The sequence below is a fragment of the Chloracidobacterium validum genome (assembly GCF_018304825.1).
GTDB classification, from domain to species: Bacteria; Acidobacteriota; Blastocatellia; order Chloracidobacteriales; family Chloracidobacteriaceae; genus Chloracidobacterium; species Chloracidobacterium validum.
In genome coordinates, this window is sequence record NZ_CP072648.1 from 1437675 (window position 1) to 1451663 (window position 13989).

At 60.0% G+C, this 13989-nt stretch carries 8 protein-coding genes and 1 pseudogene; 6 read left to right on the forward strand and 3 right to left on the reverse strand.

Annotation, left to right across the window (positions count from 1 at the left end):
• Window positions 1–199 precede the first annotated feature (199 nt).
• From J8C06_RS06005 to lysS, 3 genes are all read left to right on the forward strand, one after another.
• Window positions 200–3994 (forward strand): TonB-dependent receptor, encoded by a 3795-nt coding sequence (locus tag J8C06_RS06005; RefSeq protein WP_211427825.1) that lies wholly within the window; start codon window positions 200–202, stop codon window positions 3992–3994.
• A gap of 145 nt (window positions 3995–4139) precedes the next feature.
• Window positions 4140–4865 carry an RNA polymerase sigma factor gene (locus J8C06_RS06010; RefSeq protein WP_211427826.1) on the forward strand — a complete coding sequence of 242 codons (726 nt, stop codon included), beginning with the start codon at window positions 4140–4142 and terminating at the stop codon, window positions 4863–4865.
• Window positions 4866–4928: 63 nt separating this feature from the next.
• Window positions 4929–6473 (forward strand): lysine--tRNA ligase, encoded by a 1545-nt coding sequence (gene lysS / locus J8C06_RS06015; protein ID WP_211427827.1) that lies wholly within the window; start codon window positions 4929–4931, stop codon window positions 6471–6473.
• 13 nt (window positions 6474–6486) lie between these two features.
• Here lysS and J8C06_RS15290 read toward each other — a convergent pair.
• The 3 genes and pseudogenes from J8C06_RS15290 to J8C06_RS06030 form a co-directional block, all read right to left on the reverse strand.
• Window positions 6487–7146: pseudogene (locus tag J8C06_RS15290) on the reverse strand (CerR family C-terminal domain-containing protein); the annotation flags it as partial.
• A gap of 69 nt (window positions 7147–7215) precedes the next feature.
• Window positions 7216–8517, reverse strand: a complete 1302-nt coding sequence (locus tag J8C06_RS06025) for an MFS transporter (RefSeq protein WP_211427828.1) — start codon at window positions 8515–8517, stop codon at window positions 7216–7218.
• Window positions 8518–8527: 10 nt separating this feature from the next.
• Window positions 8528–10408 carry a TolC family protein gene (locus tag J8C06_RS06030; protein ID WP_211427829.1) on the reverse strand — a complete coding sequence of 627 codons (1881 nt, stop codon included), beginning with the start codon at window positions 10406–10408 and terminating at the stop codon, window positions 8528–8530.
• A gap of 341 nt (window positions 10409–10749) precedes the next feature.
• Here J8C06_RS06030 and J8C06_RS06035 point away from each other — a divergent pair, with 341 nt between their 5' ends.
• The 3 genes from J8C06_RS06035 (at window position 10750) to J8C06_RS06045 (ending at window position 13961) form a co-directional block, all read left to right on the forward strand.
• Window positions 10750–11256 carry an NfeD family protein gene (locus tag J8C06_RS06035; RefSeq protein WP_211427830.1) on the forward strand — a complete coding sequence of 169 codons (507 nt, stop codon included), beginning with the start codon at window positions 10750–10752 and terminating at the stop codon, window positions 11254–11256.
• A gap of 67 nt (window positions 11257–11323) precedes the next feature.
• Entirely contained in the window at window positions 11324–12373 is a 1050-nt protein-coding gene (locus J8C06_RS06040) for an SPFH domain-containing protein (protein ID WP_211427831.1), read from the forward strand.
• A 28-nt stretch (window positions 12374–12401) separates the two neighbouring features.
• A complete protein-coding gene (locus J8C06_RS06045) occupies window positions 12402–13961 on the forward strand; it encodes an amidase (protein ID WP_211427832.1) in 1560 nt (519 codons plus the stop codon).
• The last annotated feature ends 28 nt before the right edge of the window (window positions 13962–13989 follow it).

Consider the following 13989-nt stretch of genomic DNA (forward strand, 5'->3'; position numbering starts at 1 on the left):
CCCAACGACTCACCCAATCCGTGCCTGCCAGAAGTCGGCATAGTCTTTTTAGTTTCCACAGCGTGAAACGTGTGTTACAACACGGAGCATCACCAAAGCTTGGATAACGCACCAGCCCGTCCAGACTGGCTTCGCCCCGGTCTTTCGTGGTTGGTGTCTCAAAACAACGTCACACCCCAGAGAGAGGAGTGATCTAGGCATGTCGAAACAACCTGACTACGCTTGTGCCTGGACGCGATGGGCAGTCCTGCTCTTGGTCTTGCTGGTGGGCAGCTTCACCCCGACGATGGCGCAATCGGGAGCAACGGGCATTGCCGGCACCATTCGGGACGAGCAAGGGCGCGTCATTGCCGGCGCGACCGTCACCTTGACGGACGCCGACCGGGGCACATCCCGCACACAGTCCACCGACAACAACGGCACGTACAGTTTCAGCAACCTGACCACCGGCCGCTATAACCTGACCATCGAGGCCAACGGCTTCAAAAAGAAAGTGATCGAAAACATCCAGGGTCTCGTTGACAAGACCACGGATGTTTCGGTCGCGCTCGAAGTCGGTGGTACGGACGAAATCGTGACGGTTTCGGCCAGCTCGCTCGACGCGGTCATCAACACCCAAAACGCCAGCTTGGGCAACAACTTCGTCGAGCAACAGATCAAACAGTTGCCGCTCGAGGGACGTAACGTCGCCGCGCTGTTGAGCCTGCAACCCGGCGTCACGGCCGATGGCTATGTTGCCGGCGGACGCAGCGACCAAGCCAACATCACCCTTGATGGGGTAGATGTCAATGATCAGGTCAACGGCTTCGCCTTCACACCGGTCTTGCGCGTCACCCCTGATTCGGTGAGCGAATTCCGGGTCACGACGGTCAATGCCGACGCCAACCAGGGGCGCTCTTCTGGGGCGCAAATCTCACTGGTCACGAAAAGCGGCACGAATGAGTTTCACGGCACGCTGTTTCACTTCCACCGCAATAGCATCACGGCGGCCAACGATTTCTTCAATAACCTGGCCGGTACGCGACGGCCACAACTGATTCGGAATCAGTTCGGTGGCGCCATTGGCGGGCCCATCGTCAAAGATCGGCTGTTTTTCTTTTTCACCTACGAAGGACTCCGGGAAGCCAAGGGTACGCCGGTGACCCGCCTCGTGCCACGGCCCACGATGGGACAGGGGACGCTTCGGTTTATCAACCCCGGTGGGGGGATCACAACCCTGACCCGTCCACAGTTGGAGGCAATTTTCCCGGCCGTTGGTCTCAACCCGGTCACGCTCCAGCTCATGGCGCAGGCCGCACAGCGCTACCCGGTCAACAATGACCAGGTTGGCGATGGTCTCAACACGGGTGGCTTTACCTTCAACGCGCCGCTGCCGGTCCGCCAAAACACCAGCATTGCGCGCTTTGACTGGAATGTGGATCGCCAAAGCCGGCATGTCCTTTCAGCGCGTCTCAACTATCAGTTTGACAACAGCGCGCGCGCTGCCCAGCAGTTTCCAGACACGCCCACCCCAACCGCCTGGGAGCACCCAACCGGGATGGCGGTCAGCCACACCTGGACCATCTCCAACAATAAAATCAATGTGTTCCGATTTGGCATCACGCGCAATGCGTTTACCCTGGGTGGCGACTCTAACCAAAACTCGCTCAACCTACGCGACGTGTTCCAGCCATTTGCATTTTCACGGTCACTCTCGCGGGTGTCGCCCGTGTATAACTTCGTCAATGACTTCACACTCATCAAAGGCAGCCACTCGTTCCAATTTGGCGGCAACGTGCGCCTGATTCGGAACAAGGTGGACAACTCAGCCCGCTCCTTCGATGCGGTCATTGCCAACTTCTCGTTTTACCAGCAAAGCGGGGCCGTTCTCTCCAACCCCATTATTGCCGCCGGCTTTCCCATCAGCACCGGCTTTCGCAGCCCGGTTCAGGTGGCGATGTCGGCACTTATCGGACGGGCATCGCAGTACTCAGCCAACTTCAACTTCACCCGCGATGGCTCGCTGCTCAACAGTGGCGTTCCCATTCGGCGCGACGTCGCCACCGAAGAATACGAAGGCTACATTCAGGATACGTGGCGGATTCGTCCCAATCTGACCTTCACTTATGGTATCCGCTACAGCGTCAGTCGTCCGGTCTATGAGCAAAACGGACTGCAAGCGCGGACGACCGTTCCCCTGGGCGAGTACTTTCAGGGACGGTTGCGCGGCATGGAAACCGGTGTGCCGTTCAATGACCGCATCGTGGTGGACCTGGCCGGGCCGGCAAACGGTAAGCCGGGTAACTACGAAATTGACTGGAACAACTGGCAACCCCGCTTTGCCATTGCTTGGTCGCCCAGCGCCGAAGGTGGCTTCTGGAAGCGGTTGCTTGGGAATGAGGGTGACACCATCCTGCGTGGTGGCTACGGGCTGATCAACGATTACTACGGAACGCAAATTGCTTTCCAGTTCGACAACAACAACACGCTTGGCTTTTCGTCACAGTCGTTGACGCCAGCCAACTCTTTCAACGTCACCACTCGCCCCGGCCCGTTAATCACCGGTGTCGGTCAACAGGTGCGCGGGCTTCCGCTCATCACGATTCCGGGGCAACTGACCTTCCCCCGCCAGCAGCCGTCGTCATTTGGGCGCATTCAAGCGATTGAGCAATCCCTCGATGCAACGGTCCGCGCGCCTTACAACCATGTCTTCAACGCGACGATTGGGCGCAAGCTGCCGGCCGGACTGTACGTTGAAGCCTCCTACGTCGGACGGATTGGACGCAACCTGCTGGCTACCCGCGATGTGGCGGCACTCAACAACCTGCGCGATCCGCAGTCAGGACAAGACTGGTACACCGTCGCCGGCATCCTCGCCGACCTGCGCGACCGGAATGCGCCGTTGTCGGCAGTGCCCAACCTAGCTTACTTCACCAATCTTTTCCCTGGGGTTGACCTGATCGGCGCGCTCGGCGATTTCTTCGTGGGCGATGAGGATGCTTTCCGGGGGCTGACCCCAACCCAGGCGGTCTATGCTTCAATTGCGCGGATTCCGGTTCCGGGCATTGGCGTCATTGACGGCATTGCTGGGAGCGACTGGACCACGCTCCAGTTGGCCTTTGACTACGCCAACTTCTTCTTCCGCACGGACGGGCGTCCCGGCACGCCAATTTTCTTCCAGCCCCAATACGGAACGCTCGCCGCTTGGGGCAGCATTGCCACATCGGACTACCACGGCTTTACGCTTTCGGTGCGGCAACGCTACAAAGACCAACTGACTTGGGACTTCAACTACACGCTGTCGAAATCGCTCGACACGGCATCGGGACTCCAGCGCTTCGGGCAGTTTGGCAGCGCGCTGATCCTCAACCCGATCCGGCCCCAGGATAACCGTTCCTTCTCGGATTTCGACACGCGGCATATCATCAACGTCAACTCGATTTGGGACATTCCGGTTGGGCGTGGGCGTGCCTTTGCCTCCGACATCCCCCGCTGGGCGGATGCGTTTATCGGCGGCTGGCAGTTGACGACCATTTTCCGGTGGAACTCCGGTCTGCCGGTGGATGCCCCGTTTGACGGGCGGCGCTGGGCGACCAACTGGAACGTGCAAAGCAACGGCGTCCCGGTGCGTCCGATTTCATCATCACCAACGCGCAACGGAGCCGGTGGACGCCCCAACTTGTTCCGTGACCCAGCCGCAGCCTCGCAGACCTTCCGTAATCCACGCGCTGGCGAAACCGGTGGGCGGAATATCCTGCGCGATCCAGGCTTCGTGTCGCTCGACTTTGGGTTGGGCAAGTACTTCCGCATGCCGTGGAGTGAAAAGCAAACCTTGCTTTTCCGGTGGGAGGTTTTCAACGCCACCAACACGGCTAGGCTGACCGGAGCGCAGACTGTCAACTACCAGCTTCCGCAGGACTCGACCACCAGCACACCAGGGCCGAACTTCGGACGCTTTACGCTCACCCAAGGACCGCCCCGGATTATGCAGTTTGCCCTGCGTTACACGTTCTAAACCAAAGCAAACAAAGCTTGAAGCCAGGCGATGGGCCCTCTGCCCATCGCCTTTTTTTGGCAACCCGGATTTTGACTTGCTCACCTAAAAAGCGTAACTTCGCAGGGACAATACCCCCTGACCAGGTGCTTCGCATAGTTTTCCGATGGCTTCGTCAGATACCACCCCAGCCCTACCATCGAGCGCCTTGCCGAGCGCGGCGGTGGATACGCCTGATGCTCTGAAAGACTTGCCGGCTGAGCAGCACGCCGCCATCGCCGAGCTAGAGGAAATTTCCCAGTCACCGGGCGATACCTCACGGGACCGCGCGGCGGACATCGAGCTGGTGGACCGCTGCCGCGCCGGTGAAGCGGCGGCTTGGGAGCACCTCGTCCGCCAATACTCCCGACGGGTGTATCACCTGGCCTACAAGTTTGTCGGACGCCACGAGCAGGCCGAAGACCTGACGCAGGAAGTTTTTCTCAAGATTTACCGTTCACTCGACCAGTACAACCCGGACGTCGGCGACCTCCCCAACTGGCTGCTCCGGCTGGCGCGCAATTTGATTATTGATGACTATCGTCGCCGGCAACGCCAGCCGGTGGACGGCAGCGAAGATATCGAAGTCCATGTCCACCACTTGCGTAGCAGCACGGACCATCCCCACCGCCATATCGAGCGCAAGGAGCAATCCCTGCAAATCATGCAGGCCATCGAGAAACTTTCCCCTGACCTGCGCCAGTGCGTCATCATGCGCGACATCGAAGAAATGACCTACCAGGAAATCGTCGAAAAGCTTCAGATTCCCGAAGGCACGGTCAAGTCCCGGATCAATCGCGGACGCATCGAGTTGGCACGTATCCTGCGCCGAATGAAAGTCATCGGAACGTGATGTGTTACGGGAAGCCCGACGCTTATTGAGTTCAGTCACGTTGAGTTCAGTCACGCAACCGCCATGGAAGACAACGAATATACCCAACAACGCCGCCGGCACTTGGCTGAAATCCAAAAGCTCGGATTGCCGCTCTACCCGGCCGGCTATGCGCGAACCCACACGATTGACGCCATCGTGTCCGCCTATGGCGACCTTTCGACCGAGGCGCTGGAAGCTGCGAGTCAGGCAGTGCGCGTCGCCGGACGCATCCAGGCCATCAATCTCATGGGCAAAGCCGCCTTTCTTCGCTTCACGGACGGCACGGCAACCCTCCAGGCCTACCTGCGGAAAAATGAACTCCCCGAAGACCAGTGGACGCTCTTCAAGCTGCTCGACCTGGGGGACTTCATTGGCGTCGAAGGCAAGCTCTTTCGGACGCGCACTGGCGAACTCTCCGTCCACACCACCACGCTCACCTTTCTGACCAAAGCCATCCTACCGCCCCCGGATAAGCATTCCGGGCTTCAGGACATCGAGTTACGTTACCGGCGGCGCTATGCCGACTTGATCGCCAACCGCGATGTGCGCCTGGTCTTCGTCAAGCGGGCCAAGATCATCCAGGCGATTCGGCGTTTCTTTGACGCGCGGGGCTACCTCGAAGTCGAAACGCCTATGTTGCACCCGATTGCCTCCGGCGCGACGGCGCGACCATTTGTGACGCACCATAACGCGCTCGACATGCCCCTTTATGCGCGAATCGCGCCGGAGCTGTACCTGAAACGGCTGATTGTGGGCGGTTTTGAAAAGGTTTACGAAATCAACCGCAACTTTCGCAATGAGGGGCTTTCGACGCGCCATAACCCGGAATTCACCATGCTGGAATTCTATGAAGCCTATGCCACATACGAAGACCTCATGACGCTCACCGAAGACCTCATCACGAACGTCGTGGCCCAAACCTGCGAGACCGAGACGATTCCATACGGAGAAGCCACGATTTCGTTTGCGCGTCCGTGGCGGCGGCTGACGATGCAGGAGGCCATCGCCACTTACTGGCCGACCGATGACAAACCGCAGCCGACCGACCTTGCCGACCTTGACGGCGTAACGCGCGCACTCCAGCGTCTCAGCCTACCGATCCCACCAAACGCCGGTTACGGCAAGTGCCTTGGTGAGCTGTTTGAGCAGGTTGCCGAGCCGCACTTGATTCAACCAACGTTCATCACCCGCTTCCCAACCGAACTCAGCCCGCTCGCGCGCCATGCCGACGATGACCCAAACTTCGTGGACCGCTTTGAACTCTTCATTGGTGGGATGGAGTGCGCCAATGCCTTTTCAGAACTCAACGACCCAGACGAACAGCGGCGGCGCTTCGAGCAACAACTGGCGGAACGGGCCAAAGGTGACGTCGAAGCCATGCCACTCGACGAAGACTTCATCCGGGCGCTGTCCTACGGGATGCCACCAACAGCCGGCGAAGGAATCGGCATTGACCGGCTCGTCATGCTGCTGACGAATCAGCGTTCGATTCGGGATGTGATTCTATTTCCGCATCTGCGGCCGGAGGGTTCGGCGGCGCCAGCGCCCGCAGCGAAAACGCCGCAATGTGACGCGCAACCCGCTTGACGAACCGGGGTGTCAAGCTGTTCTCCCGCGCCAGTTGCAAGGTAATCGGACGGCAAAAGTGCATGTGCAGGCACTGCCCAACGATGCTGAAGGCGTGGAGTGCGACATCGGTTTCCTGTTTCAAGTCGGGCCGCGCGAGCCGGATAAGCGCCTTGAGAATCTCAAACCGGGGTTCAATGAACTCCCGCACGACGATGTCGAGCGCCCCGGTCGGATGCAGCATTTCATGCGACATCAGCGCCGGAGAGTAGTCCGTTTCCCCTTGCCGCCCATAGAGATGCGTGACAAATGCCGTAATGAACTGGGCAATCCCCTGCCGGGCGGCTTCGGGTGTGCCGCTGCGCTGTGCTGCGCGCAGAATCCGCGCGAAGTGTGGCGTGATGTCTTTTGCGCGCCGCATCGCATGGCGCAGCGTTTCGAGGTAAAGCTCTTCCTTACTGCGGAAGTGATAGTTGACGGCAGCGATGTTGACGCCGGCTTCTGCCGCCAGGTCGCGGATGCTTGTGCACGTAAAGCCACGTTCGGCAAAAAGCCGTTCAGCCACGATGAGCAGGCGCGTCTTGGCGTCCGCGTCACCATCTACTGCCCGCCGCCGGCGCGGCGATCCGTTCGATTCGTTTGGCGATACCACCGCTGGGGACGGTCCGGTTTCAAGCGAGGTCGGAGAAGTCATGGGCTACTTGGCTGAGGCCTCCACGTGTTAGAGCGATCCGCTCATTCAAGCTGGTTCAAACAAGCTGGTTCAAACTTGCGCCGGCAACGGTTCATCCTGGTGGGCAACGCTGGGCGTACCATTGCCGACTTGCCAAGTCAACAAACCATGGCGGACGGCCATGGCCGCGCCGCCCAGCACCAAGCAGCAACCGTTGAAAAACAGCGCCTGTGACGCGCCAAACCGGTCGCCAATCCAGCCGACGCCGATTGCAGCGATAGGCTGCAAGCCAAAACCTACCATGAGCAGGATGCTCAACAGCCGGCCGCGCATCTGTGGAGGTGCAAGCATCTGCGTCAGCCCGTTGGCGGTGGTGAAAATAAATGGGACGGTCAAGCCCGTTGCCACGATGCAGGCCATCGCCGTCGGAAGCGTACGACTGAACGAGTTGCAAAGAATCATGGCGCCGGCCCATATCGAGCACCCAACCAGCGCCCACCCCACACGCGGCAGCGCCCGACTAAGGTGGGTTACCAGCACCGAACCAATGAGGGCGCCGATTCCAGAAGCGCCAAGGAGCCAGCCCAAGGTCCGGGAGTCGCCACCCAAAACAACCGTCGCCAGTGCCGGATAGATGGTCAAATTCGACAGCACAAAAAACGATGCCAAGGTTGTGAACGCCAGCAAATCGAGGAGGCGCGGCTGTGCCAACAGGTAGCGAACAGCCTCATCAAAGCCACCTGGTCGGTCATCCGCGCTGACCACGCGCTCGCTCGTGACAACGCGAATGGCCAAAAGGCTGGCTATTACGGCAAGAAAGCTAACGCCGTTGACCCAAAAGGCCTCTGCAATGCCGATGTGGGCAATGGCCCAGCCGGCCAGCGCCGGCCCGACGGTGCGCCCAAGCTGTACGATGATGCCGTTGAGGGCCAGGGCCTTGCGTATCTCGGCCATCCCAACCAAGTCACCGATGAAAGCCTGCTGCGCGGGCATCTCGACCGCCGCCACCACGCCAAGCAGCAATGACAGTCCATAAACGTGCCAAAGTTGAATCAATCCAGTTTGCACCAGTAAGGCCAGCGCAAAGGCCAGCCCCATAGCCGCAACCTGCGCGACGATGAGGAGTTTCCGGCGGTCGAAACGGTCAGCCGCAGCCCCGGCCCAAGGCGCGAGTAAAACGAGCGGGACAGCCCCCAGAAGCGCCACAATCCCCTGCGCCCGCATCGAGTGGCTCAACTCCCATACAACCCAGGACTGGGCAGTAATCTGCATCCAGGTACCAAGGAGCGACACCGCCTGACCACTGAAATAAAGCCGAAACGCACGCCCCCGGAGTGGCGACCAATCCGCCGCCCACTGACGCATGAAAGAATGGCGAAGCAACGCTTTCATACACCAAGTCTCATGGATTTGGCTCAACACTTGGCTGAACATCAGCCGGATGCGCGCCATCCGACGCCTTGACCGTCAAGCTGTTGGCGTCGAGCGTCGTGGACATGGCCCGCTGGAGCGCCACGACGGCTTTGTTGTAGTCGGTCAGCGCGCGAATTTCACGGCCGCGCGCGCCCGACAGCGCATTTTGGCGATCGAGAACCAAAAAGTTGGTGGACTCGCCCACCTGATAGCGGCGCATCTCGCTGGCGTATTGCGCTTCGGCCGCGACCCGTGAGGCGCGCGCCGACTGCACCCGCCGCAGCGCTGTTTGTACGGACTGAAGCGCATTCCGCACTTCGCTCTCGATTTGCGTCTCAAACCGCTGGCGCTGAGCATCAATCAACCGATTCTGAGCCAGGGACCGACCGAGCGCGCCCTGGACCGCTCGGTTGTTGAGCGTAAAGCTCATATTGACGCCAACGCGCACGCCGTAGAAGTTTTTCGTAAAAAGGTTGCTGAGGTTTGTCCCAAATCCGCCGATAAACACCCCTGGCGTCTGGTTGACAGGCGGTGGGATGACGAGCGGGCCGAGGCCAGCATTGGCCGAAAGCAGGTTGAGGCGGTCGAGGACGGCCGTGTTGAAGCCTCCAGCAAATGGATTGGTGGTGATGGGCAGCGGCGTCCCGGCCAAGCCTTGCAAGCTGTATGAGCCGACGAAATCCAACTGCGGACGAAGCTGGTCACGGAAAAATTGGACGTCAATTTCGTTGGAAGCCTTTTGAATGTCGAACTGCTCCATTTCCGGGCGTTTGGTCAAAGCGGCGCGCACGGCTTCTTCGAGTGAGATGTTGACCGGTTCAAGATTGACTTGCTCGGTTGGGATAATTGCTTCCTGCCACAGTGCTGACTGGCGCTGATCAACCATTAGTGACTTGAGTGCGTTTTCCACCCGCGTCAAGTTCTCCAGTGACAAGAGAAACTCTTCCTGGCGCTGTTCAAGCTGGGCTTCGACTGAGACGATGTCCACGGGCGCGGCCGTGCCGGCTTCGACGAAACGGCGGTTTTGTTCGAGCTGGATGCGCGCCAGCGCCACCGCTTCGGCCCGGATTTCGACCTCACGCCGGGCAAAGACCAAATCCCAGTAAGCCGACTGAACCTGCGCCACAATGTCAATGACGCGCTGCCGAAACTGCGAATCCGACAGCGTCAGGCGCTTTTTCGCCAGCTCGATCTGGCGCCGCGACTCATCCGTCCGAAGGTTGCGAAATAGTGGCTGCGTGAACGTAAACGTCACTTGGGAGGTAAAGAGCGGGTTCACGCCGGCAAAGATATTGGTGGTGTCCTGGCGCGCCAGGGTGACTTCCGCACCAACGCGACCGCCAGTCATCAACGGCTTCGTGAAGGCAAAGGCATTCTGCGCGGTGCGCAGCTCGACCGCGCCATTTTCATCCGCGCCGGCAAAGGGATTGACCGCTGGATTGCGGAGCGCCGCGTACGAAAACTGATTGGTCAACGTGATGTCGTAAAAACCCTTGGTGCGTGTCACATCAAAGGCCGCCTGCTGGACGGCAATCCGCTGAATTTCAACTTCTGGATTGGCGCGCAAGGCCATCAAGATGGCATCGCGCAAGGCCAGCGGACGGCTCAATCCGGGTGTCACGCCGACTCGTGGTTCGAGCGCTGCCTGGCGGCGGGCTTGCTCGGTGAGGTCTTGCTCCGGCGGCGCGGGCGATTGGTTCACGTCCGTCTCCACCGGACGAACGATTCCGGCGACCAGACGCTGGGTCACTGGGGTGGTCTCTGGCGGGCCAGCTTCCGGGGAACGTTCCTGTGCCGATACGGCTGTTTGCGCCAGTCCGACGGCAACCAGCGCGATCCAGGCCCATGTGCTGTGACGATGCATGTTCATAAACTCACCATTTCAATCGTTTGATTGAAACACTTGTTTGAGACATTTTCTATGCTTCCTGGTTGCTCCCGTCAAGTGTGATTCCCCACTCGACCGGCAACGGTCGTTGGCGGCGAGCACAGCCTCTCAACCAAGCGCAGCCTCTCAACCAAGCACAGCCTCTCAACCGAGCGCCCACTGGCGTGTTACGTCCGAAACAGTCGCTCTCTCAACGCAGGCGTGTTCTATGTTACCCTTTGGTTTACTTGCCTAAACGTTTACTGATTGAGACTGCATTCCAGCCACGTCTCAAAACTTTCCACGCGACCCAGACGTACTTGTGAGCAAAGGAGAGCAGCATCATGCAGGATATCGCCGAGTATCTATGGATGGCCTGGCTCATCCTGGCGGCCGTGTTTGCCGTGGCCGAAATCTCGACGGTGAGCTTCATTGCGCTGTGGTTTGGGATTGGCGCCGGGGCAGCCGCTTTGGTTGCGGCCCTTGGTTTCAGCCTTCCCATCCAACTGCTTACATTTGTTGGGGCTTCAACCGCCCTGACGCTGAGCACGCGACGCATTTTCCTGCGCTGGCTCAACCAATCCACCGCGCCCGTCTCCCCACCTGACGAAGTAGGTCTGATTGGGAAACGAGGCTTGGTGGTGACGGGAAGTAGGGGTTCGCGGAGCGCAGCCGAGGTTGAACTCGACGGCACAGTATGGACGGCGCTTCCGGTAACCGGAGATCAGCTCACGCTGGGCGAAGAGTGTGAGGTCGTCCGCATCGAGGGCAACCAGCTTCACGTGCGACCGGTTCAGCAAACACCAGATTGGAAAGCCCTCAAGCAAACCAATGAGAGACAAGTCAGTTAGCGGAAACCAGTTGGAAGTAGCGTACCCGTTGTTAGCCAAACTTGGCGGGATAACTTAGGAGGTTGTCATGGAAGGCTTTCTGTTGCTTTTTGGTATCTTCATCACCATTGTGGTTTTGATTTTTCTGGCAAGTGCCGTTCGGATCGTACCGCAGATGCAGGTTTTGGTCCTGGAGCGACTTGGTAAGTATGCGGGGATTCTCGGCAGCGGCCCACACCTTATCGTGCCATTCATTGACGCGCCGCGAAGTGTCACCTGGACAGGCTTTCCATTTGGCATGAAGTACATTGACCTCCGCGAGCAATACACCGACCTTCCAATGCAACCAGTCATTACCAAGGACAACGTCACGGTTGGGGTAGATTCCGTCATCTACTGGCAGATTACCGATCCCTATAAAGCGGTGTACGAAGTCTCTGATCTGTCGGGTGGCATCATCCAGTTGACCATCACGGCCATGCGGAGCGTGATGGGTGAAATGGACCTAGATGAAACACTCTCGTCGCGTGATGTCATCAACAGCAAGCTGCGGATGGTTATGGATGGCGCGACCAACAAATGGGGTGTCAAGGTCACGCGCGTCGAAGTTCGTAACATCAACCCGCCGGAAGATGTACGGGTCACGATGGAAAAGCAGATGACGGCCGAACGCAACCGCCGCGCCCTCGTGCTTCAGGCCGAAGGCGAAAAGCAGGCCGCGATCACCCGCGCCGAAGGTGAGCGCGAAGCGGCCATTGCCCGCGCCGAAGGCGAACGCCAGATGCAAATTCTGCGCGCCGATGGCGCGGCCCAGGCTCGGCTTCGGGCGGCTGATGCCGAAGCTAAATCCATTCAAATGATTGCCCAGTCGCTCGCCGGCGCCGGCAACCCAGCCCATTACTTGATTATGGGGCGCTACATCGAGTCCCTGCGTGACATGGCCCAGAGCCAAAACAGCAAAGTCGTGTTCATGCCGGTCGAAGCGTCCAACGTGCTGTCATCGGTTGGCATGTTCAAGGAAATGTTCACGGACAACACAGCGAATGCCACCCCTCCGAACCAGCTTCCGCCGCAGGCGCCTGCCCCGGCGCGGACAGCGATCCCAACGTCGCCACCCCCGCAGTACGTACAACGCTAACCAAAACCTATCGGGAGGTTACGCGCCGATGGCTGACCGGCTCCCCGCTCCTGAGAATCCATTGGTGCAGATGAGCGCTGGCGACCTCGTCCGACGACTCGCGTTGGGCGAGGTCACGGCCCAGGCGGTTGTCGAGGCACACATCGAACGGATTGAGGCCGTCAACCCACAGCTCAACGCGGTTGTGGTGACTTGCTTCGAGGAAGCCCGGCAAGCCGCTGCCGAAGCTGACGCCCGGCGGGCACGGGGAGACGCCATTGGGCGACTGCACGGCTTGCCGATCACCATCAAGGAATCCTTTGATGTCGCCAACACACCCACGACCCTGGGACTCGTGCAACGCGCATGCAGCCGGGCAGCTCAGGACGCGCCGCTGGTTACCCGCCTGCGCCAGGCCGGGGCAATCATTCTGGGCAAAACCAACCTGCCACAAATCGCCATGGCGAACGAGTGTGAAAACCCCCTCTATGGACGGACAACCCATCCTCTGGATGCTCGGCGCACGCCTGGCGGAAGCAGTGGTGGCGAAGCTGCCATCATTGCCGCTTTTGGTTCACCGCTTGGTTTGGGCAGTGACATCGGCGGGAGCCTGCGGCTCCCGGCACACGCCTGCGGCATTGCTTCGCTCAAGCCAACGGCTAACCGCTTGACCATGCAGGGTCATGCGGAGGTGTTTCCAGGCATGGAAGCCATTGTGTGCCAACCGGGCCCAATGGCGCGCCGGGTTGCCGATTTGGGGCTGGCAATGCAGGTTTTGACCGCAGCCGAGACGCCGATACCGCCCGATCCAAGCGTACCGCCGGTGCCGTGGGTCGAACCGGAGCACGCGCCGATCGGTCAGGGATTGCGCGTCGCTTACTACCTCGACAACGGGTTGTTTTCGCCGTCGCCGGCCATCCGGCGGGCCGTGCGGGAAGCGGCCGATGCGCTCGAACGGCGTGGCGCGGACGTCATCCCCTGGACGCCACCCGATGTAACGGAAGCCTTCGGATTGTTCATCGGCATCCTCTTTGCCGACAATCTGCGCTATGCGCGTGACCTGCTTTATGCGGAGCCAATCTGGACTCCGCTCTGGCCGTTCCTTGTTTTGAGCGGACTGCCCAATGTCGTCCGTGACTGGCTGGCGCGATTGGCCGATGTGACCGGACAGCGCGCCACAGCCCGGCTTTTACGCGCGGCCCGGTCGCGCACGGCCGGCGGTTACTGGCAGCTTGTCGAGGCCCAGAAGCGCTACCGGGAGCGTTTTCTCGCCCGGCTCGATGAGCAGCGGTGCGATGTCATTCTCTGCCCCGCGGACGGACTACCGGCGCTTACCCACGGCGCGAGCACCTATACGGCCGAGGCGGCCAGCTACACGGCGCTGTACAACGTGCTGGGGATGCCGGCTGGGGTGGTGCCGTGGACGGTGGTTAGACCCGGCGAGGAAAGTGACCGCCCGGATGTGCTCGACCTTGCGCGACGAACGGCCAGAGAGGTCGAACGCGAGAGTGCCGGCCTACCGGTTGGTGTCCAGGTTGTGGCGCGTCCCTGGCGTGAAGACCTAGTGCTGCGCGTCATGCAGGCGCTTGAAGACGGTCGTGCCGGCTAAGGCGCGCGTCTGACCGGGCTTGCGCGGC